The 22,989-nt window shown below is 43.0% G+C and carries 25 protein-coding genes and 1 rRNA gene; 25 read left to right on the forward strand and 1 reads right to left on the reverse strand.

Annotated elements, in window-relative coordinates:
- The 11 genes from rrf to rsmI all read left to right on the forward strand — a co-directional run.
- Positions 1–89 (forward strand): 5S ribosomal RNA (rrf, locus tag ACQCT8_RS18130); the annotation flags it as partial.
- Positions 90–287: 198 nt separating this feature from the next.
- The gene (locus ACQCT8_RS18135; RefSeq protein WP_426873455.1) at positions 288–449 is read left to right on the forward strand and encodes a sigma factor G inhibitor Gin; all 162 of its coding nucleotides are present in this window, start codon (positions 288–290) and stop codon (positions 447–449) included.
- Between the two features lie 322 nt (positions 450–771).
- Positions 772–2,214: an aminotransferase class I/II-fold pyridoxal phosphate-dependent enzyme gene (locus ACQCT8_RS18140; RefSeq protein WP_426873457.1), complete on the forward strand. Its 1,443-nt coding sequence runs from the start codon at positions 772–774 to the stop codon at positions 2,212–2,214.
- Entirely contained in the window at positions 2,207–2,848 is a 642-nt protein-coding gene (gene tmk, locus ACQCT8_RS18145; RefSeq protein WP_426873459.1) for a dTMP kinase, read from the forward strand. The genes ACQCT8_RS18140 and tmk overlap by 8 nt, the downstream gene beginning before the upstream one ends.
- A 103-nt stretch (positions 2,849–2,951) precedes the next feature.
- A complete protein-coding gene (locus tag ACQCT8_RS18150) occupies positions 2,952–3,281 on the forward strand; it encodes a cyclic-di-AMP receptor (RefSeq protein ID WP_278242518.1) in 330 nt (109 codons plus the stop codon).
- Positions 3,282–3,312: 31 nt separating this feature from the next.
- On the forward strand, positions 3,313–4,317 hold the full coding sequence (holB, locus tag ACQCT8_RS18155) for a DNA polymerase III subunit delta' (protein ID WP_426873461.1): 1,005 nt from the start codon (positions 3,313–3,315) through the stop codon (positions 4,315–4,317).
- Complete coding sequence (locus ACQCT8_RS18160; RefSeq protein WP_426873463.1) at positions 4,310–5,137, forward strand: PSP1 domain-containing protein; 828 nt, start codon at positions 4,310–4,312, stop codon at positions 5,135–5,137. Before holB ends, ACQCT8_RS18160 begins: the two co-directional genes overlap by 8 nt.
- 13 nt (positions 5,138–5,150) lie before the next feature.
- Complete coding sequence (gene yabA, locus ACQCT8_RS18165; RefSeq protein WP_278242515.1) at positions 5,151–5,522, forward strand: DNA replication initiation control protein YabA; 372 nt, start codon at positions 5,151–5,153, stop codon at positions 5,520–5,522.
- A gap of 121 nt (positions 5,523–5,643) precedes the next feature.
- A complete protein-coding gene (locus ACQCT8_RS18170) occupies positions 5,644–6,387 on the forward strand; it encodes a tRNA1(Val) (adenine(37)-N6)-methyltransferase (protein WP_426873466.1) in 744 nt (247 codons plus the stop codon).
- On the forward strand, positions 6,371–6,661 hold the full coding sequence (locus tag ACQCT8_RS18175; RefSeq protein WP_426873468.1) for a GIY-YIG nuclease family protein: 291 nt from the start codon (positions 6,371–6,373) through the stop codon (positions 6,659–6,661). The genes ACQCT8_RS18170 and ACQCT8_RS18175 overlap by 17 nt, the downstream gene beginning before the upstream one ends.
- The gene (gene rsmI / locus ACQCT8_RS18180; protein WP_426873546.1) at positions 6,639–7,529 is read left to right on the forward strand and encodes a 16S rRNA (cytidine(1402)-2'-O)-methyltransferase; all 891 of its coding nucleotides are present in this window, start codon (positions 6,639–6,641) and stop codon (positions 7,527–7,529) included. The genes ACQCT8_RS18175 and rsmI overlap by 23 nt, the downstream gene beginning before the upstream one ends.
- Positions 7,530–7,614: 85 nt before the next feature.
- Here the strand turns inward: rsmI and ACQCT8_RS18185 are convergent, their stop codons facing one another.
- Entirely contained in the window at positions 7,615–7,902 is a 288-nt protein-coding gene (locus ACQCT8_RS18185; protein WP_278242522.1) for an AbrB/MazE/SpoVT family DNA-binding domain-containing protein, read from the reverse strand.
- Between the two features lie 576 nt (positions 7,903–8,478).
- Here ACQCT8_RS18185 and metG point away from each other — a divergent pair.
- From metG to ACQCT8_RS18255, 14 genes are all read left to right on the forward strand, one after another.
- A complete protein-coding gene (gene metG / locus ACQCT8_RS18190) occupies positions 8,479–10,464 on the forward strand; it encodes a methionine--tRNA ligase (RefSeq protein ID WP_426873470.1) in 1,986 nt (661 codons plus the stop codon).
- 435 nt (positions 10,465–10,899) lie between these two features.
- Complete coding sequence (locus ACQCT8_RS18195) at positions 10,900–11,664, forward strand: TatD family hydrolase (protein ID WP_426873472.1); 765 nt, start codon at positions 10,900–10,902, stop codon at positions 11,662–11,664.
- Positions 11,665–11,909: 245 nt separating this feature from the next.
- Positions 11,910–13,238, forward strand: a complete 1,329-nt coding sequence (locus ACQCT8_RS18200; RefSeq protein ID WP_426873474.1) for a ubiquitin-like domain-containing protein — start codon at positions 11,910–11,912, stop codon at positions 13,236–13,238.
- A 135-nt stretch (positions 13,239–13,373) separates the two neighbouring features.
- Positions 13,374–13,934, forward strand: a complete 561-nt coding sequence (gene rnmV / locus ACQCT8_RS18205; RefSeq protein WP_426873476.1) for a ribonuclease M5 — start codon at positions 13,374–13,376, stop codon at positions 13,932–13,934.
- Positions 13,927–14,811, forward strand: coding sequence for a 16S rRNA (adenine(1518)-N(6)/adenine(1519)-N(6))-dimethyltransferase RsmA (gene rsmA / locus ACQCT8_RS18210; protein ID WP_426873478.1), 885 nt, complete (start codon positions 13,927–13,929; stop codon positions 14,809–14,811). The genes rnmV and rsmA overlap by 8 nt, the downstream gene beginning before the upstream one ends.
- Before the next feature lie 263 nt (positions 14,812–15,074).
- On the forward strand, positions 15,075–15,932 hold the full coding sequence (yabG, locus tag ACQCT8_RS18215; RefSeq protein ID WP_426873480.1) for a sporulation peptidase YabG: 858 nt from the start codon (positions 15,075–15,077) through the stop codon (positions 15,930–15,932).
- Between the two features lie 146 nt (positions 15,933–16,078).
- Complete coding sequence (gene veg, locus ACQCT8_RS18220) at positions 16,079–16,342, forward strand: biofilm formation stimulator Veg (protein WP_278242505.1); 264 nt, start codon at positions 16,079–16,081, stop codon at positions 16,340–16,342.
- A 105-nt stretch (positions 16,343–16,447) separates the two neighbouring features.
- Entirely contained in the window at positions 16,448–16,624 is a 177-nt protein-coding gene (locus ACQCT8_RS18225) for a small, acid-soluble spore protein, alpha/beta type (protein WP_278242504.1), read from the forward strand.
- Positions 16,625–17,509: 885 nt separating this feature from the next.
- Positions 17,510–18,379, forward strand: coding sequence for a 4-(cytidine 5'-diphospho)-2-C-methyl-D-erythritol kinase (ispE, locus tag ACQCT8_RS18230; RefSeq protein WP_426873483.1), 870 nt, complete (start codon positions 17,510–17,512; stop codon positions 18,377–18,379).
- Between the two features lie 62 nt (positions 18,380–18,441).
- Positions 18,442–19,290, forward strand: coding sequence for a pur operon repressor (gene purR / locus ACQCT8_RS18235; protein WP_426873485.1), 849 nt, complete (start codon positions 18,442–18,444; stop codon positions 19,288–19,290).
- Between the two features lie 21 nt (positions 19,291–19,311).
- Positions 19,312–19,689 (forward strand): RidA family protein, encoded by a 378-nt coding sequence (locus ACQCT8_RS18240; protein WP_426873487.1) that lies wholly within the window; start codon positions 19,312–19,314, stop codon positions 19,687–19,689.
- Between the two features lie 292 nt (positions 19,690–19,981).
- Positions 19,982–20,272, forward strand: coding sequence for a septation regulator SpoVG (gene spoVG, locus ACQCT8_RS18245; protein WP_041054567.1), 291 nt, complete (start codon positions 19,982–19,984; stop codon positions 20,270–20,272).
- Between the two features lie 245 nt (positions 20,273–20,517).
- On the forward strand, positions 20,518–21,891 hold the full coding sequence (gene glmU / locus ACQCT8_RS18250; RefSeq protein WP_426873489.1) for a bifunctional UDP-N-acetylglucosamine diphosphorylase/glucosamine-1-phosphate N-acetyltransferase GlmU: 1,374 nt from the start codon (positions 20,518–20,520) through the stop codon (positions 21,889–21,891).
- Between the two features lie 11 nt (positions 21,892–21,902).
- Positions 21,903–22,862, forward strand: coding sequence for a ribose-phosphate diphosphokinase (locus tag ACQCT8_RS18255; RefSeq protein WP_426873491.1), 960 nt, complete (start codon positions 21,903–21,905; stop codon positions 22,860–22,862).
- Positions 22,863–22,989 lie beyond the last annotated feature (127 nt).

The following is a 22,989-nucleotide window of genomic DNA, read 5'->3' on the forward strand; positions in this document are numbered from 1 at the left end:
CCCGTTCCCATGCCGAACACGGAAGTTAAGCTCTTCAGCGCCGATGGTAGTTGGGGGTCTCCCCCTGTGAGAGTAGGACGTCGCTAGGCACAAAAAAAGAGTCATTCCCTTTGGGAATGGCTTTTTTATTTTCAGGTCACATCCGGGTAAATTTTTATATGGAGAAAAAGAGATGAAAAGACAGGCACATTCTTTTTTATAATGAATACTATAGTTAGGATTAGGTTCAATTAATCGTGTCCATACTTGATGATAAGAACCATCGAGAAGTGGAGGAGTGGAGTGGGATGAGAGTGTGCCAAGCTTGCCGCAGACGATATAAAAGAGGAATTCAATTACAAAACAAACTCATTTGTTCCTGGTGTGAACAATCACTAATTAAAATGGATACAGATGATCAAACCTATGATCGCTGGGTCTATATTTTAAGAAGGGATACACAAGCTTAATAGAATAAAAGTAAGGTATGCAGGATGAGGTTGGGACAAAACTCAAGAACGTTTTAAAAATGAAGATATTTTTATTAGTAGTATTAGGTGAGCGGAACGGAAGGCGGCGACTCCTGAAGAACATGACGGCAAGCTGAGCCTTTACAGAGCAAGGCTCTGAAAAGGCTCAGCGCCGTCCCTGCGGAAAGCGAAAGCCCGACTAAAGCGAAGTGAACCGGTATTAGAGCTTGAGACAGTTTTGTCCCAGGCTCATTTTATATTGGTTCAGATACTTTAACCCGTCTTTAAATGTTACAATTGTACGTAAAGACAGGTGAAGAAGATGAATCAAAAGAAAATGCCTTTAATTGAGGCTTTGCATACATTTAAAATGAAAAAACCCGTTTCCTTTCATGTGCCAGGTCATAAGAATGGCCTGATCGACCCGGGAGATCTTTTTTCTGCTGCAGGACGCTTTGATGCTACAGAGCTTTCATCTCTTGATGATCTGCATGCGCCTGATAGTGTGATCAAAGAGGCAATGGAGCTTCTTCGCAATCATTATCGCTCGATGTCTAGCTATTTTCTGGTTAACGGCTCGACTGTGGGAAATTTGACGATGCTGCTGACTGCGTGTGAAGCAGAGGACACGGTCTTTATCGCCAGCAACAGTCACAAATCCATTCTTCATGCCTGTTCGTTAAGTAAGGTGAAACCGGTATTTTTAGAGCCTGAGGTAGATTCTGTGACGTTAACCCCTAAAGGAATCTCACAGGAGGTGCTGTCTGAGGCACTGCAGCTTTATCCCGAGGCTAAGGCGCTCGTGATGACCTACCCTTCTTATTATGGCCATACAAGTGATCTGGAGGGGCTGATTTCTTTAGCAAAGAAAAAACAGCTGATAGTTCTGGTAGATGAAGCACACGGTGCACATTTTACTGCAGGCAGTCCGTTTCCAGCGTCCAGTCTTGCTGCAGGCGCGGATATGGTGGTTCATTCCGCACATAAAACGCTCCCTGCTTTTACCATGGGCTCCTTTTTACATATTGGTACTAACAGAGTAGACCAGCTGAAGGTAAAGAGAGTGTTAGGTATGCTGCAATCCAGCAGTCCTTCTTATTTAATTATGGCGTCGTTGGATGGGGCACGGTCTTATCTGGCCGGATTTGGGCAGCAGGATCTTGATCACTTTTTAAACCAGAGAAAAAGTTTTATCAGCAGCCTTCAAAAGCTGCCGTTTATTACGGTTATTGAACCGGAAGATCCGTTAAAGCTTATTTTAAGAGCTAATGGGATGACGGGCTATGAGCTTCAGCAGATTCTTGAAGAACAAGGGATTTTTCCTGAGTTGGCGGATCCTCTTCAGGTATTGCTGATCCTCCCTCTTTTAAAAGAGGGAATGTCCTATACTGAAGAGTTTGACCGCACAATCGAGGCATTAAAAGGAGCAGGAGATCGACAGGCAGACAATCTGATGCCGCCTAAGCCTAAGGTGCTGACCGGTCCTGGCAGCCGGATTAAGGAGCTTGCAATGTCAGTTGGAGACGCAGAAATAGCGCCTTTTGAATGGATTGCGCTTGATGCCTCTTGTGGAAGAATTGCAGCGGCTTCCATTATTCCCTATCCTCCGGGAGTGCCGTTTGTAATTGCAGGTGAAAAGCTGACAGAAGATAAAAGAGATCAGCTGATCAATTGGAGCTGTATGGAGATGCGCTTTCAAGGGGAGCAGCGGGTAAAAGAAAAAGAAATTAAGGTAGTGAAGGATTGTGAGGAACGGCATGGGTAAGAAAAGAGGACTATTTATTTCAGTAGAAGGACCAGAAGGCGCAGGAAAAACGACAGTGATCAAAGAGATTGAGCAGCAGCTGATCAGCCGAGGACACTCCGTGCTTCTTACAAGAGAGCCCGGTGGAATCGAAATCGCTGAGAAAATAAGAGGCATTATTCTGGATCCCGACCATATAGCCATGGACAGCAGGACGGAAGCGCTGTTATATGCAGCTGCGAGACGTCAGCACCTGGTGGAAAAGGTATTTCCTGCTTTAAATGAGGGAACGATTGTATTGTGCGACAGGTTTATTGACAGCTCCCTTGCTTACCAGGGATATGCAAGGGGACTGGGAATCGATGAGGTCTGGAGCATTAATCAATTTGCGATTGAGGATCAAATGCCTGACTGCACATTGTTTTTTGATCTAGAGCCTGAAGCAGGAATGGCAAGGATCGCACAGAACAGCCAACGGGAAATTAATCGGCTTGATTTAGAAGCCTTGTCCTTTCATGAGAAGGTGTATGAGGGGTACAAGCTGCTAACAGAGCGCTTCCCTGATCGAATCAAAGTGATCGATGCGGCACAGCCTGTAGAAAATGTTTGCCGTGACGCTCTGCTTGCTCTCACCCCTTATGTGGAACAGACATAGGCTAATGAGTGAGATAAAAGAATGATTTAGTAAAGTTTATTCATTCTTGTTATAATAGAAAGAAATTACACTTACTACATTTAATAAAGAGAGGGTGGAATTCATGAAACTGGTCGTGGCAGTAGTACAGGATCAAGATAGCAACCGTTTATCAACTGCTTTGATGAAAAATAATTTTCGTGCTACAAAGCTTGCTAGTACGGGTGGATTCTTAAAATCAGGAAACACAACTTTTATGATTGGTACAGAAGATACACGAGTAGACAAAGCACTCCAGGTGATTAATGAGAGCTGCCGTTCAAGAGAACAGATGGTGGCTCCAGTATCACCTATGGGAGGCAATGCAGACTCGTACATCCCGTACCCGGTGGAGGTAGAGGTAGGAGGAGCAACCGTATTTGTTCTTCCAATCGAACAATTCCATCAATTTTAAAAGAAATACGATATGTGGATGAGGGATTAGTATGGCTGCAACCTGGAATGAATTACAGCAGTGGCAGCCGCTCGCTGCTCAAATGCTGGTAAACAGTCTGTCAAAAGAAAGAGTGGCGCATGCGTATTTGTTTGAAGGCGCACGCGGCACAGGGAAAAAGGAAATGGCCGTTTTTTTAGCGCAGGGTTTATTTTGCCTGAACCCTGATCACGGTGTTCCCTGTATGGCGTGTGATCACTGCATGCGGATTAAAAGCGGCAACCACCCGGATATCCACTTAGTGGAGCCGGATGGTTTATCGATCAAAAAAGATCAGATTAAAGCGCTTCAGGAGGAGTTCAGCAAGTCCGGTGTTGAGTCCAGGCGAAAAGTATACATTCTTACTTTCGCAGACAAAATGACATCCCAGGCTGCGAACTCTCTGCTGAAGTTTCTGGAAGAACCGCATCCTTCTACGACTGCGATTTTAATTACAGAGCAAATGCATCAAATGCTGCCAACGATTCTCTCAAGATGTCAGCATGTGCCATTTCAATCTCTGACCCCTGTTTTCTTTAAAGAACGCCTGACCGAACAGGGAGTTCATCCTACTATGGCTGCTCTTCTTTCAAAATTAACGAACCAGCAAGAAGAAGGGATTCGCTTAAGTACGGATGAGTGGTTTGTACAAGGACGAAAAATCATGTTAAAATTATACGAAGCGCTGAAGGTTCACCCATTTGAAGCAATGACGCGTCTTCAAGGTGAATTTTTGCCGCATTTTAAAGAGAAAGATCAAATCGAATTGTCTTTAGATTTGTTTCTTCATATATATAAGGACCTCCTTTACATCCAAACGGACAAGCATGACCACCTTTCTTACCCGGATCAGCTTGAAGTGTTTCAAAAAGATGCGCTTCAAACATCGACGAAGCAATTGTCGGATCAATTGACCACCATTTTGGAAGCCAAGAGAAAGTTACACCAAAATATGAATACACAGCTGCTTATGGAGCAGCTGATGCTTAAATTGCAGGGGGGATCTGCACTTGTATGATGTAGTAGGAGTCCGTTTTAAGAAAGCGGGCAAAATTTATTATTTCGATCCGAACCAGCTTCAAATTGTCAAAGACGATTATGTCATTGTTGAAACGGTTCGAGGAGTCGAATATGGTAAAGTTGTAGTAGACGTGAAAAAGGTTGATGAAAACGATGTTGTACTTCCTTTAAAAAAGGTTGTACGCATAGCGGATCAAAAAGACCGCCTGTCCGTTCAGGAAAATAAAGATGAAGCACTCCATGCTTACGAGGTTTGTTCCAGCAAGATCAGTGAGCATGATTTAGATATGAAGCTTGTTGATGTAGAATATACGTTTGATCGAAATAAAGTGATCTTTTATTTCACAGCAGACGGTCGAGTGGACTTCAGAAACCTGGTTAAAGACTTAGCGTCTGTTTTTCGAACACGAATTGAGTTAAGACAAATCGGTGTTCGTGATGAAGCCAAGATGCTTGGTGGAATTGGACCATGTGGAAGAATGCTTTGCTGTTCCACTTTCCTGGGCGATTTTGAACCGGTCTCCATTAAAATGGCCAAGGATCAAAATCTGTCACTGAATCCGGCAAAAATATCAGGTCTTTGCGGCCGTTTAATGTGCTGCTTAAAGTACGAAAACGATGAGTACGAAGCTGCAAAAGAAGAAATGCCGGATCTCGGACAGTTTGTCAATACTCCTGAAGGAAAAGGGAAAGTAATTGGCTTAAATATGCTCGAACGGGTACTTCAGATTGAAATGAAGGGTCAGGACCGTACGCTGGAATATACGCTTGAAGAAATAATGAACAACGAGATCGCTACAATTCAAGCCACAGAGTAATGAGGTGGGGTTCGTGGATAAGAAGGAGTTCTTTGATTCCGTCAGCAATATGGAGCAGCAAATTGGTCACTTGTACCAGCAGCTGGGTGAATTAAAACAGCATCTGGCTGAAATGATGGAAGAGAACCATTCGCTTCAAATTGAGAATGATCACTTGCGCAGAAGGCTCGAGCAGCTTGAGACAGCTCGTAAAAAAGCAGGCAGAGTCAGCGGAAGCGGAAAAGAAAGCGGGTCAGAAGAAGCACAGGTATCAGATATAGGGGAAGGCTACGATAATCTTGCCCGCCTTTACCAGGAAGGGTTCCATATTTGCAATATCCATTTTGGGAGCCCGCGTAAAGATGAAGATTGTTTATTTTGTCTATCATTTTTAAACAAAAAATAATAGGTGCAATATGGGGGCGAACGTTTGTGACCTTGTTTAGATCTTTGGGCAGAAAAAGTGCTCGAAGGATAAACAGGTTCAAACGCAGCTCCCTTTTTTTGTGCCAGGGAGGTGCAGCAGCATGAATTTAACGGGAGACGAACGACTGGATTATTTATTGGCGGAGGACCTGACAATTATCCAAAGCCCCTCTGTTTTTGCGTTTTCTTTGGATGCCGTTTTACTGGCTCGTTTTGTGCAGGTGCCCATACAAAAAGGAAGTCTTGTGGATCTTTGTTCAGGAAACGGGGTCATTCCTTTATTACTAAGCACCCGGACAAAAGGGAAAATTACAGGTGTGGAGATTCAGGAAAAACTTTATGACATGGCAGTCAGAAGTATCGCACATAACGGACTTGAACACAGGCTTGAGATGGTGCATGAAGACTTAAAAGTCGTGGTGCCTGCTCTTGGTTGGGCAAAGCATGATGTCGTGACGTGCAACCCTCCTTACTTTTTAACACCATCAAAAGAAGAAAAAAACAGGAATGAACACTTTGCCATCGCCAGGCATGAGATTATGTGCACCCTTGAAGATACAGTCAAAGTAAGCAGTGATTTGTTAAAACAGGGGGGAAAGGCAGCGTTTGTTCACCGCCCTGGCAGATTGCTGGATTTAGTGACGCTCATGAGAAAATACCGCCTCGAACCGAAACGCATTCAATTTGTTTATCCGAAAATGGGAAAAGAAGCGAACACCATTTTAATAGAAGGAACGAAAGATGGGAAAGCAGATACTAAGATTTTGCCGCCTCTTTATGTGTATCAGGAGAATGGGGAATATACAGATGAAGTAAAGGAGATCTTGTATGGAAGCCTTACATAATCATTTTTTCTATGTGCTGCATTGCGCAGATGGGTCTTACTATGGCGGGTATACGATTGATTTAGAACGCAGACTTCAGCAGCATAATGAAGGAATCGCTTCAAAATATACCCGTACACGCACCCCTGTTACCCTTTATTACTGGAAAGGGTATGAATCCAAGCGTGAAGCGATGCAGGCGGAATACGCGTTTAAACAGCTTACTCGGAAACAAAAGGATCATTTTCTTTGGGAAAGAAGGGTTGAGTGTGATTTCGACACAGCAAAGCTTTAAAGAAATGAGTGAGGGCAGACTTTATTTAGTGCCCACCCCCATTGGCAATTTAGAAGATATGACGTTCAGAGCCATCCGTTTATTAAAAGAAGCAGATCTAATTGCAGCGGAGGATACGAGAAATACAAAAAAGCTCTGTAATTATTTTGAAATAACAACTCATGTGGTCAGCTATCACGAGCACAATAAAGAAACCAGCGGGGAAAAACTGCTGGAGCGACTACGAAGGGGAGAGCAGGTGGCTCTCGTCAGTGATGCCGGTATGCCATGCATATCCGATCCAGGATTTGAGCTGGTGCAGGAAGCGCTCAAGCAAGGTATCAACGTGGTGCCGCTGCCCGGAGCGAATGCTGCCTTAACCTCTTTAATTGCCTCGGGTCTTGTTCCACAGCCATTTTATTATTATGGATTTTTAGGAAGAGGGAAGAAGGAAAAGCGGGAGCAGCTTGAATTTCTGGCAACCATTCCTTCGACCTTTATCTTATATGAATCTCCTCACCGCCTGAAGGATACGCTTAAAGAAATGGTGGATTCTCTTGGAGGTGCCCGTCAAATCGTTATTTCAAGAGAATTAACGAAGAAGTTTGAGGAATTTATAAGAGGGACGATTGAAGAGGGTCTGGCATGGGCAGAGGAAAATGAGCTTCGCGGGGAATTTTGTCTGGTGGTCGAAGGAGCTTCTGCGGAAGATTGGCAGGCTGAAGGCGCTGACTGGTGGGAGCCGTTAACGATTGAACAGCATGTTGCTCATTATATGGAGGAGCAGGGCCTTACGTCTAAAGCCGCTATTAAGGAAACAGCTAAAGACAGAGGACAATCCAAAAGAGACATTTATCAGTCTTACCATGTCGATGGGGAACAGCGATAAAAGTGTCCGTCTGTTTTCTTCGTTTATATATAAAAAAAAGCCTGTTCAAGAAATTGCTTGAACAGGCTCACCATAGTCATTTAAATTAAGCGTCTTGAAGGTTGTTTTGAATTTCTTTAATAAGCAATTCAGCGCCTTCACGGCTAAGAACTAATTTTCCGCCAGCTAGTTTCAAATTGTCATCTGAAACCTCACCAGTAATTTGGCAAGTCATGCTTGGCTTGTACTTTTTAAGAATGATCTTCTCATCATCCACATAAATTTCCAAAGCGTCTTTCTCTGCAATTCCCAATGTGCGGCGAAGCTCGATTGGAATGACCACACGGCCTAATTCATCTACTTTACGAACAATTCCTGTTGATTTCATAAAAATTCCCCTCTCAAAATGGTTTTGAATGTACATACCCTCTTCGTCATGTTTCGACAAATTTCTCTCTGTGCTAACATCATACCAACGTTTCCCATATACGTCAATAAATAAATCTTAGAAACTTTTATTAAATTAATCTCATAAAAAAGCCCGAAATTACAAGCGCCGAAATAGTTTAACAATAATTTACTACTACATTATTCACTATATCATGAAATATATGTAAGTGTAAATAAAATAGTTTTAATTCAAACTATTAGAGCGTTCGACAAAATATTCATTTGAAGATTTTAGTTCGACATAAATGGAAATTAACGTATATTAAATATGTCATAGGCTTGCAATGAACTGTTCAAGCTTGTCTTTAACTGAAGGGCCCAATACCGCATGGGTAAAAATATACATTTAGTTTGAATAGAAGCGGAGAAGAAAGGCTGGACTGCATCGATCTGCTGCTCCTTGCTTCCATTTCAACAGGTTGCATTCACCGTCGTTTTCGGTTATATTTTTTAGCATATGAATGCGCGTCAGTATTGGTTTTCTGACGGTAAATGAGAAGGAACGTGAGGAGGATTTTCGGTGAGTCAGTCTAATAAGACATTTTACATTACTACCCCTATTTATTATCCTAGTGGCAAATTGCATATCGGTCATGCCTATACAACAGTGGCTGGTGATGCGATGGCACGTTATAAACGACTTCGAGGCTTTGATGTAATGTATCTGACTGGTACGGATGAGCATGGTCAGAAAATCCAGGAAAAAGCAAAAGAAAAGGGAATTTCTCCTCAAGCTTATGTAGATGAGATTGTCGAAGGGATTCAGGAGCTCTGGGGCAAGATGGATATTTCCTATGATGACTTTATTCGTACGACTGAAAAACGACATGAGGAAATTGTAGAAAAGGTCTTTAAAAAGTTTTTAGATCAGGGTGATATTTACCTTGGTGAATATGAAGGATGGTATTCGATTCCTGATGAAACTTTTTATACTGAAACCCAGCTTGAAAATAAGAAGTTGGATGAGAATGGAACGGTCATTGGCGGCAATAGCCCGGACAGCGGCCATCCTGTAGAAAAGGTAAGAGAGGAATCTTACTTTTTCCGCATGGGCAAGTATTCAGATCAATTAGTGAAGTATTATCAGGAGAACCCCGAATTTATACAGCCTGAATCGCGTAAAAACGAGATGCTGAATAATTTTATCAAGCCGGGACTTGAGGATCTTGCAGTATCCCGAACCACCTATGACTGGGGCGTGAAGGTTCCGGGGAATGCTAAGCATGTGATCTACGTGTGGATTGATGCATTGCTGAATTATATCACCGCTCTTGGTTATGGGTCGGAAAATGAAGAAAAATATAATCAGTTCTGGCCGGCTAATGTTCATCTGATGAGCAAGGAAATCGTCCGTTTCCATACAATTTACTGGCCAATTATGCTGATGGCGCTTGATCTTCCGCTGCCTAAAAAAGTATTTGCTCACGGCTGGCTGCTGATGAAAGACGGCAAGATGTCGAAGTCCAAAGGAAATGTTGTAGATCCCGTAACCCTGATCGACCGTTACGGACTTGACGCGCTGCGCTACTACTTATTAAGAGAAGTGCCATTTGGATCGGATGGGATTTTTACTCCGGAAGGATTTGTCGAAAGAATCAATTTTGATTTGGCCAACGACCTAGGAAATCTGCTGAATCGCACAGTGGCCATGATTAATAAATATTTTGATGGCGAAATCCCAACCTATAAAGGCTCTGAAGGTGTATTTGACCGGCAGTTAAAAGAATTAAATGAATCGACGGTCGAAAAGTATCAGGATGCCATGGAAAAAATGGAATTCTCCGTCGCTCTATCAACCATTTGGCAGCTGATCAGCCGAACAAATAAATACATTGATGAAACACAGCCGTGGGTTCTTGCGAAAGAGGAAGCGAAAAAACACGAGCTTGGCAATGTTATGAATCATTTAGCCGAAACACTTCGCCGGATTGCTGTTTTGCTGCAGCCATTTTTAACTCAAACGCCTGCATTTATTTTGAATCAGCTGCAGTTGACAGATGAGCGTCATTTGACATGGGACAGCTTGCAGAATTTTGGAGCGATTCCAGAAGGTGTTAAGGTAGTGAAAAAAGGAGAGCCGATTTTCCCGCGTCTGGAAGTAGAAGAAGAAGTCGCTTATATTCAGGAAAAAATGACGGGATCGGCACCTGCAGCTTTTAAAGAAGAACCGGTGGAAATAGAAGAAGAGATCGCAATTGATGATTTTATGAAAGTCGACCTCCGTGTTGCAACAGTTACGGAAGCGGAGCCGGTTAAGAAAACAGACAAATTGCTGAAAATTCAGCTGGACTTGGGCTTTGAAAAGCGACAAGTGGTGTCTGGTATAGCTAAATTTTATGAACCAAAGGATCTGATCGGAAGAAAAGTCATTTGTGTTACGAATTTAAAGCCTGTTAAGCTGAGAGGCGAACTGTCTCAGGGAATGATTTTAGCCGGTGAGAAAGATGGTGTGCTGGCTCTTGCCGAAGTAGCAGCATCCCTTCAAAACGGGGCACGCGTTAAATGAATAGGAATTGGATGAAGGAGCGGCTCTCCATTTGCAGAGCCACTCCTTTTCCGTTTTTTTATGCCTGTTTCAATTATTACACAAAGGTGACAGTAATGTTACGAGACTGTTTGTTGTGTAGTTTAGACTAAAAAACAAGTAATTTAGTCGATATATAGGCACTTTGTTGCATAAACAAGAGTTAATATGAGTGATATATATCAGAATAGTTTATAGCGAAGGAAATGTTGATTAGAGGCAACATTACCTTTAAATAATACTATATAAATATATTTTTGTTGCGAGTAAATATACACATATGCCATATTTCCTTTTTACATCATTAGACAATCAAATTAAAAATGTGACGAACTTGTTATCTGTTTGTTACATAACTGTGATGCATGTCACAGGAATTTTTAATAAACTAAATTTGCTGCTAAAGGAGAGAGTGAAATGTTATTTGATACACATGTCCACTTAAATGCAGATCAATTTGAAGAAGATATCGATGAAGTCATCAGCCGGGCAATGGAGAACGACGTTGAATGGATGACGGTGGTCGGATTTGATACCCCAACCATCCACAAAGCGATGGAACTTGCAGAGAAGCATGACTTTATCTATGCTGCAGTTGGCTGGCATCCGGTTGACGCAATTGATATGACAGAAAAAGAACTTAATTGGATTGAAGAGCTTGCCAAGCATCCCAAGGTTGTAGCAATTGGTGAAATGGGTCTTGATTACCATTGGGATAAATCGCCAAAAGATGTGCAGCAAGATGTATTCCGCAAACAGATTCAGCTTGCCAAGCGTGTTCAGCTGCCGATCGTCATTCACAATCGTGATGCGACACAGGACGTAGTGGACATTTTACGGGAAGAGAACGCTTCTGAAGTAGGAGGCATCATGCATTGCTACAGCGGAAGCCTCGAAATCGCACAGCAATGCGTCGACATGAACTTTATGATTTCTTTAGGCGGACCAGTTACATTCAAAAATGCAAAAAAGCCAAAAGAGGTCGCAGAAGGCATTGATTTGAACCATCTGCTTATTGAAACAGATGCTCCATTTCTTGCTCCTCATCCATACAGAGGCAAACGAAATGAACCTGCATATGTAAAATTAGTTGCAGAAAAGATTGCTGAAATAAAAGGCATTTCTTACGAAGAAGTGGGAAATCAAACGACACAAAACGCTAAAAAAATATTTAAACTATAAACTGTCTGAATAAGAAGCGGTTATTGGATAAACTTCATGGGAATTCGATTGTATGCGCGACAAAATGCCCAATGATTCTTCGAGTTTGAGACTGGATTTGTCGAAAAGAAAATCTTTTCAAGCCATATGCCTCTATGCATAATGGGACATAAATCACCTGTGCAGGGCAGCAAGTCATAGATTTCAAGGTTGACAAGTCAAAATAAACGTCTTTATAATCACTCGGAGTAGAGGGGGAGTTTTTCATGCAATCGAATAACACCGTGAAAAACCTGATTCAAGGGTCTGTAAACAAAAGGAACTGGGTCTATAGTCTAATCACCATTACTGTTTTTGTACTGGCTGTCACGTTTTTGTTTCAGGAAGGAATGAAAAAGACCGTTTCACTTTCTGTAAACGGTGAAGAGCAGCTTGTTCGTACAAATGCGGATCATGTAAAAGATATATTTGCAGAATTAGAGATTGATGTAGATTCCAAGGATTATCTGAATCCATCAGGTGATTCAGCAGTTTACCATGATATGAAGGTAAAGTGGGAAGCGGCAAAGGAAGTATCGCTTACGATGAGCGGACAAACCTGGCAGGTGAAGACCACTGCGGATACCATTAAAGAATTTTTGGACAAAGAAAATATTGAAATAAACGAAAAAGATAGTCTTTCTCATGAGTTAACGGCCGATATTGAAGAAGATATGGCGATTACGCTGGAGCAGGCTTTTGCCTGGACCTTGGTTGACGGCACAAATAAACAAGAGGCATGGTCGACTTCGATCACCGTCGCTGACTTTTTAAAGCAGCAGGATATAAAGCTGAATAAAGACGACCGCATTGAACCGGCTCTCGATACAAAACTATCGCGAGGAACGTCAGTGAAGATTGTCCGTGTTGAAAAAGTCACCGATGTGGTGGAAGAATCCAAAAACTTCGCTGTAGAGACAAGAGAAGATTCAGAGCTTACGTCCGGGGCAGAAGAAGTGGTTCAAAAAGGCGAAAAAGGCCTTGTAGAAAAGACCTATGATATTGTTCTTGAAAATGGAAAAGAAGTGTCTCGCAAACTTGCATCTGAAAAAGTAGTTAAAGAGAGCATCAATCAGGTTGTATCCATTGGTACAAAAACAGTAGTGGCTGACGTTTCACGTGAAACGGAAGCAGTGCAGGCATCATCTGAAAAAACAGAGTCAGCTTCACAGCCCGTTCAAACGGTGGCAACCGCTGCGTCTGCGCCTGCTGCAACTACGACCGCTGCTCAGGCTGTTAACACTTCAACGGACGAGCCGGAGGGCGGAAAAGAATTTACAGTGTCATCTACGGCCTATACGGCTTCATGCAATGGGTGTTCAGGCATTACAGCCACAGGAATTGATTTAAAAGCAAATCCTGGGATGAAAGTAATCGCTGTGGATCCTTCTGTTATCCCGCTTGGTTCAAAAGTATATGTGGAAGGCTATGGCTATGCAGTAGCTGGAGATACGGGCGGAGCAATTAAGGGAAATAAGATTGATGTCTTTATCCCAAGTAAAGAAGAAGCGTATCGCTGGGGAAATCGACAGGTGAAAATTAAAATTTTGCCATAGAACAGAATGCCATGGAACAGGAAGAGAAATCTTCCTGTTTTTTGTGTGTTTTCGCAAAAATTGATTTATACTAAGAAGATACAAAAAACGAGTTCCTTATACAATAGAAGAAACAAGGAATTTATGGAGGAACACATGAAAATCAAAGAAATTATTGTCGTAGAAGGAAGAGATGATACCACTGCGATAAAAAGGGCAGTAAATGCCGATACAATAGAGACAAACGGCTCAGCCGTCCATAAAAGTGTTTTGGAAAAGATTAAGCATGCTCAGGAAAAGCGCGGAGTCATTGTCTTAACGGATCCAGACTATCCCGGCCAGAGAATTCGGCAAATTGTGCAGGAATATGTACCGGGCTGCAAGCATGCTTTTATTGACCGGCAGGATGCACTGAGAAAAAAGGGAAGAGGGCTTGGAGTCGAGCACGCCTCCGCGGACATTATCCGGGAAGCTTTGAAGCATGCTCATACTATGATGGAAGCACCAGTTGAACAGATATCAAAAGAAGAGCTTATGGAAGCTGGACTAATAGGCGGGCCAAAAGCCAAAGTTCGCAGAGAACTTCTAGGAAAAAGGCTAAATATCGGGTATTCAAATGGAAAGCAGCTGTATAATCGCCTTCTGATGTTCCAAATATCAAAAGATGAGTTCATCCACGAGATGTCACGTATACTACAGGAGGAACAACATGACTAAAGACATTGCAACACCCATTAGAACAAAAGAAATAATGAAGAAATATGGATTCTCTTTTAAAAAGAGCCTTGGTCAGAATTTTTTAATCGACCCAAACATATTAGTAAATATCGTGGATCATGCCGGCCTGACAAAAGAAGACGGGGCGATTGAAGTGGGACCGGGCATTGGAGCGTTGACCGAGCACCTGGCGAGAGCCTCCAAAAAAGTCGTCTCCTTTGAAATTGATCAGCGGCTGCTGCCGATTCTTAAGGACACCTTGTCTCCGTACAATAACATCAACGTTCTCCATTCCGATATCTTGAAAGCTGACGTGGAAAAGACGATTAAAGAAGAGCTGGCAGATGTACAAAAAGTAATGGTTGTCGCGAATCTACCCTATTACGTAACGACGCCGATTATTTTAAAGCTGCTCACTGAAAATCTGCCCATTCAGGGATTGGTGGTTATGCTGCAAAAAGAAGTGGCAGACCGGATTGCAGCGAAGCCAGGTTCTAAAACATACGGTTCTTTGTCCATAGCGATTCAATACTACACAGAGGCATCCACGGTGATGGTTGTACCAAAAACGGTGTTTATGCCGCAGCCCAATGTTGACTCAGCGGTTATAAAGCTGATGAAGAGGGAAAAACCTGCAGTGGACGTAATAAATGAAGAATTTTTCTTCCAGGTCACGCGATCCTCTTTTGCTCAGCGCAGAAAAACCATCTTAAATAATTTAACAAGTCAGCTGCCAAATGGGAAAGCGAAAAAAGAAAGTATTCTCAGCGCATTGTCAGCTGCTGCAATTGACCCGGCCAGAAGAGGAGAAAGCCTTTCAATTCCGGAATTCGGTGCGCTTTCCGATGCCTTATATCCATTTTTTAAGCAGGACTGAATCAATTTTAAAAAGCACGGAGCTAAAGGCATTCGTAACTAAGATGTATTCACGAGACAGCTGTTTTCGCGAATGCATTCTTTTTTATGTGGTTTATTTTTTTAATTTGATGACATTATAAGTAAGAGCTTTTTACACTTTGCGTTAAAGTGGATGGCCTGCTTCAGGAGTTACACAGCTTCAGCCTGAAATAATAAATCAATCACCCATAGGCAGCTTCCTGCATAAAGTAAAGAGAGGTCAGGGAGACAGGAGGCCGCGCCATGGAATGGATCAACCAGTTAGTTGGACGGAAATCATACGGATGTGATGTATTGTTTCGTGTAGTGGATGTGGTAGAGCGGGATGGAGAAGAAGTGGCGATCTTGTTTGGTTCTGACATCCGGTTAGTGGCAGATGCCCCAGTAGCGGATCTAACACTGATGACAGAAAAAGATATTGAGCGTATAGAAGAAGAATGGAGAAGCCAAGAGGAGGAATCATTTCATTCCTTTAAAAACGACACAAAGAAAAAAGAGCAGCGAAATAATTCCTCCTCTAGTCAATCTTTTCATTTACCAGGTAAAGTTCTTCACATTGATGGCGATCCTCAATATTTAAATAAGTGTATCGATGCTTATTCCTCACTGGGTGTACCTGTAGTTGGAATCCATTGCCAGGAGCAGGAGATGCCTGAGCGCGTTTCAGCACTCATTGAGAAATATCAGCCGCAAATTTTGGTTCTGACAGGGCACGATGCTTATCTTCCCTCGCGTGGAAAAAAAACCGATATTAATTCCTACCGAAATTCAGCGGCATTCGTGAAAGCCGTGCAAACTGCAAGAAGAAAAATGCCCAGCCTGGATCAGCTTGTTATTTTTGCTGGCGCATGCCAATCGCATTTTGAATCGTTAATTCATGCTGGAGCGAATTTTGCCAGTTCGCCGCTCCGTGTAAATATTCATGCACTTGACCCTGTTTATACAGTAGGAAAAGTGAGTTATACCTCCTTTAAAGAATCTGTATTTATGGAAGACATTTTACAGCATACACTAGCGGATGAAGACGGAATTGGCGGTGTAGAAACAAAAGGTGTACTGAGAACAGGTACTCCTTATCGGGCTGAAATGTACACAGAATAAGGGAAAATACGAACTGCTGACGAAAAACAGCGGTATTTGCAAAATAAAAAACATTGACATTCACATTGAAACATTGATAAAATAATTTATTTGTTTGACCTCGCAGGAACGATGTGTTATACTAAAACCAGTGAGGTGGAAGCGAAATGCCAAAAACTTTAGCCGACATTAAAAAGGCACTTGATTTAAATCTCGGAAAACGTCTAATGTTAAAAGCCAATGGTGGAAGACGCAAGACAATCGAGCGTTCAGGAGTTCTTACTGAAACGTATCCATCCATTTTTATCGTGGAACTCGATCAGGATGAGCATGCTTTTGAACGGGTATCGTACAGCTACACCGATGTATTAACTGAATCTGTGGAATTAACCTTTATTGATGAAGGTTCTGAAGCAATTAACGTAAGCTAGCAGTGGACAGTCGTTTACTGCTTTTTTATTTTTTCTCGGATGCATAGCTCCTTTAATTTTGTACATAGTAAAGATGGCTGTTACCGACGGAGGGGGAAAACCGACGTGGGTAGACGTAGAAGCATCATGTCTGATCAACTCAAAGAAGAGATCGCCAAAGAACTCGGGTTTTACGACACGGTCCAGCAGGAAGGCTGGGGCGGCATAAAATCACGAGATGCCGGTAATATGGTGAAGCGAGCCATCGAAATGGCTGAAACACAGCTAGCGAAAAAGCAGTAAAGTACTTTTTACGATCATGTCAATTTTCGTTAACGACAGCTTGGGTGCGTGCAGGTTCATCAAATACAAACAGGTATCAGCCGCAAACCAGCAGAGGAAACTCTGCTGGTTTTTTCTATGGGGAGAGGCTTGGTGTTTTTAAGTGTGTTTAAAGACCATTCAGTGCCCAGCTTGCTTTGTGCTTGTCAGGGCAGAACGCCTGCTTCCCCTTTTCTTGGTGTCCAGTTCCAGCAGGCAGCCCTTCGAGTCACAAGTCAGTTCTCTGCGGTGGTAAAGAACGCCCTCCTCGCGAACCGCCTTGTGCTTGTCAGGGCAGAACGCCTGCTTCCCCTTTTCCTGATATCCAGCTGCAGGCGCTAGCTCCTCGAGGTCATAAGTCACGCTGTCCCCACAGGCAAAGTGCATGCCTGTGGGGACAGCGTGTCTTATGCTTGTCGGAGCTGAACAAGCGCCTTACGCTTTAATGTGATCCAGTTCCAGCAGGCAGCCCTTCGAGTCACAAGTCGATTCTCTGCGGTGGTAAAGAACGCCCTCCTCGCGAACCGTCTTGTGCTTGTCAGGGCAGAACGCCTGCTTCCCCTTTTCCTGATCCAGTTCCAGCAGGCAGGGGCTCGAGGTCATAAGCCAACCCGCCCAATAGGCAAAAAGCGCCTATGTGTGCAGGCTGTTTTATGCTTGTCGCCCCTAAACGCCTGCTTCCACTTTTCTTGATGTCCAGTTCCAGCAGGCTGCCCTTCGAGTCACAAGTCGATTCTCTGCGGTGGTAAAGAACGCCCTCCTCGCGAACCGCCTTGTGCTTGTCAGGGCAGAACGCCTGCTTCCACTTTTCTTCATTTATGCTACAATAGCTTCATTGAACTGTTTTGATGATTGAGGTGAAGTAGGTTGAAGATGATGGTAAAGGCACCTGCGAAGATTAATTTGTCGCTGGATGTGCTGGGTAAGAGATCTGATGGGTTTCATGAGGTGGAAATGGTAATGACAACCGTGGATTTAGCGGATCGGATTGAGCTGGAGATTGTACGGGATGGCTCAATTTATATTTTGTCGCATGATCGGTTTGTTCCGGGCGATCACCGTAACCTTGCGTATAAGGCGGCGGATTTATTGCAGCGCCGTTTTAAGGTGAAGCAGGGTGTTTCAATTACGATTCAAAAGCAAATTCCTGTTGCAGCGGGGCTGGCAGGAGGAAGCAGTGATGCCGCGGCGACACTGCGTGGGTTAAATCAGCTGTGGGCATTAAATTTATCGCTTGATGAACTGGCTGAAATTGGGTCAGAGATCGGATCCGATGTTTCATTTTGTGTTTACGGAGGAACGGCGCTTGCGACCGGAAGAGGAGAGATCATTCAGGAGCTTCCTTGCCCCCCTAAATGCTGGGTGATTCTGGCGAAACCGTCTATTGGGGTTTCGACAGCGGATGTGTATCGGAATTTAAAGACTGATCGGATCGAGCACCCCGATACAAAAGCTATGGTACAGGCGATTTATGATCAGGACTTTAAAGCAATGTGTGCTAATTTAGGCAATGCGTTAGAGGCTGTAACACTAAACATGCACCCTGAAGTAGCGCATATAAAAGACCAAATGGAGCGCTTTGGGGCTGATGCGGTCTTAATGAGCGGAAGTGGGCCTACGGTATTCGGTATTGTGGAGTATGAGTCAAAGGTCCAGCGGGTTTACAATGGCCTTCGCGGATTCTGTGATCAGGTTTTTGCTGTACGCCTATTGGGTGAACGGAACCCCCTTGCTTGAATCCGTATAATAATGATATAGTTACTATACATTATTCGGGTTTTAGGAGGTAGTAAACGGCAATGAAGGTCAAACGCAGTGAACGGCTTATTGATATGACTCATTACTTAATGGAACATCCAAGAGAACTTGTATCATTAACATTTTTTGCAGAGCGATTTCAATCTGCTAAATCTTCTATAAGCGAGGATTTAGTCATTGTGAAAGAAACGTTTGAACTTCGCGGTGTCGGAACGCTTCAAACCGTACCGGGTGCAGCGGGTGGAGTAAAGTACATCCCTGGGATTAAACGGGAGTACGCAAAAGAGCTGATTGAATCTTTACGCACCCACGTGTCTCATTCAAATCGTCTGCTGCCTGGCGGGTATTTATATATGACGGATATTCTTGGAGATATTCATTTAATGAATCATGTCGGCAAGCTCTTTGCTGCAGCTTTTGCAGACCAGAAAATTGACGTGATTATGACAGTCGCAACAAAAGGGATCGGAATTGCTCACGCAGTAGCACGGTATCTTGGGGTGCCGGTGGTCGTGGTCAGGCGTGACAGTAAAGTAACAGAAGGTTCAACTGTCAGCATAAATTATGTTTCAGGATCCTCCAAGAGAATTCAGACGATGGTGCTGTCTAAAAGGAGTCTGGCTCAAGGCTCCCGTGTTCTGATTGTGGATGATTTTATGCGTGCTGGCGGTACAGCTGCAGGAATGAAAAATCTTTTAGAGGAATTTTCGGCAACGGTAGCAGGTGTAGGGATCTTTATTGAATCTGAATACAGTGAAGAGCGATTGATTGATAATTGGATTTCCTTATTGAATTTGACGGGTGTAGACGAAAAAGGCAAAACGATTGGAGTAGAAACAGGCAATTATTTTGATCAGGTTCCATCCTTTTTAGGCGAAAAAAAGGAATAGAAATGATTAGGAGGAATTGAAATGAAGTTTGTTCAGACAAATCAAGCTCCCGCGGCTATAGGTCCGTATTCTCAAGGTGTTATTGTAAATAATCTTTTTTACAGCTCAGGGCAAATCCCGCTCACAGCGGAAGGAACGTTGGTTGAAGGAGCGATTGAAGGGCAGACCCATCAGGTTTTTAGCAACCTTCGTGCGGTTCTTGAAGAAGCGGGTGCATCATTTTCAACGGTTGTAAAAACGACCGTCTTTTTAACAAACCTCGAAAATTTTGCAGCGGTGAATGAAATTTACAGTGAATACTTTGAAGACCATCGTCCGGCAAGGTCGTGTGTAGAGGTTTCTAAGCTTCCTAAAGGCGCTGACATTGAAATTGAGGTCGTAGCATTAGTTAAGCAGTAGAAATTGTTTTTTCAAAAGAAGAGAAAACGGTCAAAGAGGCTGAGACACTTGTCCAAGTCTCTTTTTTCTATGCAATTTTACAGAGTCCATGACCTCAAGTAATGAATCATTCGACCATCTTATAGATTGTCGAAACCTTCTCTCACTAGTTAACCTGCTTTCAAGACCTCCTATAAAAAACACCTATATCTGAAAATATTTTCTACTTTTTTCATTTTTAAGTAGGAAAATGACAGTATTATGAAGAATTAATGAATAGTGCGTCATATAAGGGGAAAGGTGGTGGTAATTAGTGGAAGTGACAGATGTGAGACTACGACGTGTTAAAACAGACAGCCGAATGAGAGCCATTGCCTCCATAACTCTTGATAATGAATTTGTGGTTCATGATATTCGGGTAATTGACGGCAATAATGGTTTGTTTGTTGCCATGCCAAGCAAAAGAACGCCTGATGGTGAATTTCGTGATATTGCACACCCGATTAATTCCGGAACAAGAGAAATGATTCAGGAGTCTGTTCTTGAAGAATACTTACGCGTGGGTGAAGCAGAGGAAGCTCAGTTAGAAGAGGCTGGAGCATAAATAACAAGCTAAATAAACTGCACCGGGATGACTGAACCTGCTTCTGTCATTTTGGTGCAGTTTTTTATGGTGGAATAAAATCCTAAAAGACTGAAAAAGAGGCATATTCACTAGATTTATTCACCAGATTGACCAGATTATATGACAAATGAATGACAGATTGTTCTGAAATCGCTCCTTTCCTTGAAATAAAGGCATTTTTAATATATATTCGAAGTGGAAAAATGTTGACTGGAGGACCGACAATGTCGAATCGATATGCGGTAATTTTAGCTGCGGGTCAAGGTACCCGTATGAAATCTAAGTTGTATAAAGTGTTGCATCCAGTATGCGGGAAGCCGATGGTGGAGCATGTATTGGAGCAAGTAAAACATGCAAATATGAATAAAATTGTAACCGTTGTTGGTCATGGTGCTGAACTCGTTCAAGCTCAGCTTGGGGATCGTTCAGAATTTGTCTTGCAGGCGGAGCAGCTGGGCACCGCTCATGCCGTTATGCAGGCGAAAGATCGTTTACAAAATAAAGATGGAATCACATTAGTCGTATGTGGGGACACGCCATTGATTACGGCTGAAACGATGTCTTCTCTTATTCAGCATCATGAGGAGCAACAGGCGAAGGCGACTATTTTGACAGCTCATCAGGAAAAGCCGGATGGCTATGGCCGGATTATCCGGGATGAAAACGGTCTTGTAAAACGGATTGTAGAGCACAAAGACGCCAATGAATCAGAACGAAGCGTAAAAGAGGTCAATACAGGAACGTATTGCTTCGATAATCGTGCATTGTTTAAAGCGCTTGAAAATGTATCGAATGATAATGTGCAAGGGGAATACTATCTGCCTGATGTCATTGAAATTCTTCAGACTGAAGGAGAAACAATCGGTGCATTTCAAACTGCAGAGGCAAGTGAAACCCTTGGAGTGAATGACCGTGTCGCGCTTTCTCAGGCAGAAGGACTTATGAGAGCGCGGATTAATGAAAAGCACATGCGCAGCGGTGTGTCGATTATAGATCCTGATAACACGTACATCTCTAATGAGGCGGTAATTGGCCGTGACACCGTAATTTACCCGGGTACGGTTATTTTAGGTGAAACCACAATCGGTGAGGATTGCGTGGTGGGACCTGGCAGTGAATTCAAGGACAGTACAATTGGAGACCGGACTTCAATTAAGCAGTCTGTCGTACATGACAGTGCAGTCGGATCTGATGTAACGATCGGTCCTTTCGCTCACATCCGTCCTCAGTCCTCGATTGGCGATGAAGTGAAGATCGGAAACTTTGTCGAAATTAAAAAGGCCTCTTTCGGCAAAGCAAGCAAAGCTTCTCATTTAAGCTATATTGGAGATGCGGAAGTCGGTTCTGATGTGAACATTGGCTGTGGCTCCATTACGGTGAATTATGACGGGAAAAAGAAGCACCTGACCACCATTGAGGATAACGTTTTTGTGGGCTGCAATTCAAATCTTGTAGCGCCGGTGAAAATAGGCAAAGGCGCCTATGTCGCTGCCGGTTCAACGATTACAAAGGATGTGCCTGGAGAAGCGCTGTCCATTGCAAGAGCGCGTCAGGAAAACAAAGAAGGCTATGCGGGTAAAATTCACTCAAAAAATTAATGGAGGCTATCATGTCTAGAGAATATAAAGATTCAAAATTAAAGATCTTTTCCCTGAACTCGAACGAGGAATTGGCAAAAGATATTGCAGCTGCAGTTGGAACAAAGCTTGGAAAATGCTCGGTAACAAGTTTCAGTGATGGAGAAATTCAAATTAATATTGAAGAAAGTATTCGTGGATGCGATGTTTTTGTGGTTCAATCCACGTCAACTCCTGTAAACGAAAACCTGATGGAGCTGCTGATCATGGTGGATGCGTTAAAGCGGGCCTCTGCTAAAACCATCAATATCGTTATGCCATACTACGGCTATGCGCGCCAGGACCGTAAAGCCCGTGCAAGAGAGCCAATTACAGCAAAGCTTATTGCGAATCTTCTCGAGACTGCCGGTGCTACACGTGTCATCACACTGGACTTGCATGCGCCTCAAATTCAAGGCTTCTTTGATATCTTAATTGACCATCTCCTAGGAGTGCCAATCATTGCAGATTATTTTATCGCAAAGAATTTTAATCCAGAGGAAATTGTCATTGTCTCTCCTGATCATGGCGGTGTAACCCGTACGCGTAAATTAGCGGAGCGCCTGAAAGCGCCGATCGCCATTATTGATAAACGCCGTCCAAAACCAAATGTTGCCGAAATCATGAATATCGTCGGCAGCGTAGAGGGGAAAACTGCGATTTTAATTGATGACATTATCGACACAGCAGGCACTATTACGCTTGCTGCTAACGCTTTGATGGAAAGCGGGGCGAAGGAAGTGTATGCAAGCTGTACGCACCCTGTGCTTTCAGGTCCGGCAATTGAGCGGATTAACAACTCACCAATTAAAGAATTGATTGTCACTAATTCCATTGCCTTAAGCGAAGAGAAAAAAGGCGGCAAGATCGTCGAACTATCTGTTGCCAACCTTCTTGCAGAAGCTATTATTCGCGTGTATGAGGAGCAATCTGTCAGCATGCTGTTTGATTAAAAAAAAGAAGCTTCAGGAAATCGGCCTACCTAATGCCGGTTTTCCTGAAGTTTTTATTTTTGTTTATAAGGGCATAATACATTTTATATAAAAAAATTCCATATCCGTTAGTTTTTTATTACTAATT

Source organism: Jeotgalibacillus proteolyticus (assembly GCF_050107735.1).
Taxonomy (GTDB): Bacteria; Bacillota; Bacilli; order Bacillales; family Jeotgalibacillaceae; genus Jeotgalibacillus; species Jeotgalibacillus proteolyticus_A.

What these genes read in the sequence shown, in the direction of transcription:
- ACQCT8_RS18135 (WP_426873455.1), top strand. Translation starts at nt 288, where the DNA reads ATGAGAGTGTGCCAAGCTTGCCGCAGACGATATAAAAGAGGAATTCAA.
- rnmV (WP_426873476.1), top strand. Translation starts at nt 13,374, where the DNA reads ATGAAAATCAAAGAAATTATTGTCGTAGAAGGAAGAGATGATACCACT.
- ACQCT8_RS18255 (WP_426873491.1), top strand. Translation starts at nt 21,903, where the DNA reads ATGTCTAGAGAATATAAAGATTCAAAATTAAAGATCTTTTCCCTGAAC.
- rsmA (WP_426873478.1), top strand. Translation starts at nt 13,927, where the DNA reads ATGACTAAAGACATTGCAACACCCATTAGAACAAAAGAAATAATGAAG.
- tmk (WP_426873459.1), top strand. Translation starts at nt 2,207, where the DNA reads ATGGGTAAGAAAAGAGGACTATTTATTTCAGTAGAAGGACCAGAAGGC.
- ACQCT8_RS18170 (WP_426873466.1), top strand. Translation starts at nt 5,644, where the DNA reads ATGAATTTAACGGGAGACGAACGACTGGATTATTTATTGGCGGAGGAC.
- purR (WP_426873485.1), top strand. Translation starts at nt 18,442, where the DNA reads ATGAAGGTCAAACGCAGTGAACGGCTTATTGATATGACTCATTACTTA.
- veg (WP_278242505.1), top strand. Translation starts at nt 16,079, where the DNA reads ATGCCAAAAACTTTAGCCGACATTAAAAAGGCACTTGATTTAAATCTC.
- ACQCT8_RS18140 (WP_426873457.1), top strand. Translation starts at nt 772, where the DNA reads ATGAATCAAAAGAAAATGCCTTTAATTGAGGCTTTGCATACATTTAAA.
- yabG (WP_426873480.1), top strand. Translation starts at nt 15,075, where the DNA reads ATGGAATGGATCAACCAGTTAGTTGGACGGAAATCATACGGATGTGAT.
- ACQCT8_RS18240 (WP_426873487.1), top strand. Translation starts at nt 19,312, where the DNA reads ATGAAGTTTGTTCAGACAAATCAAGCTCCCGCGGCTATAGGTCCGTAT.
- ACQCT8_RS18200 (WP_426873474.1), top strand. Translation starts at nt 11,910, where the DNA reads ATGCAATCGAATAACACCGTGAAAAACCTGATTCAAGGGTCTGTAAAC.
- ACQCT8_RS18175 (WP_426873468.1), top strand. Translation starts at nt 6,371, where the DNA reads ATGGAAGCCTTACATAATCATTTTTTCTATGTGCTGCATTGCGCAGAT.
- holB (WP_426873461.1), top strand. Translation starts at nt 3,313, where the DNA reads ATGGCTGCAACCTGGAATGAATTACAGCAGTGGCAGCCGCTCGCTGCT.
- ACQCT8_RS18195 (WP_426873472.1), top strand. Translation starts at nt 10,900, where the DNA reads ATGTTATTTGATACACATGTCCACTTAAATGCAGATCAATTTGAAGAA.
- ACQCT8_RS18150 (WP_278242518.1), top strand. Translation starts at nt 2,952, where the DNA reads ATGAAACTGGTCGTGGCAGTAGTACAGGATCAAGATAGCAACCGTTTA.
- glmU (WP_426873489.1), top strand. Translation starts at nt 20,518, where the DNA reads ATGTCGAATCGATATGCGGTAATTTTAGCTGCGGGTCAAGGTACCCGT.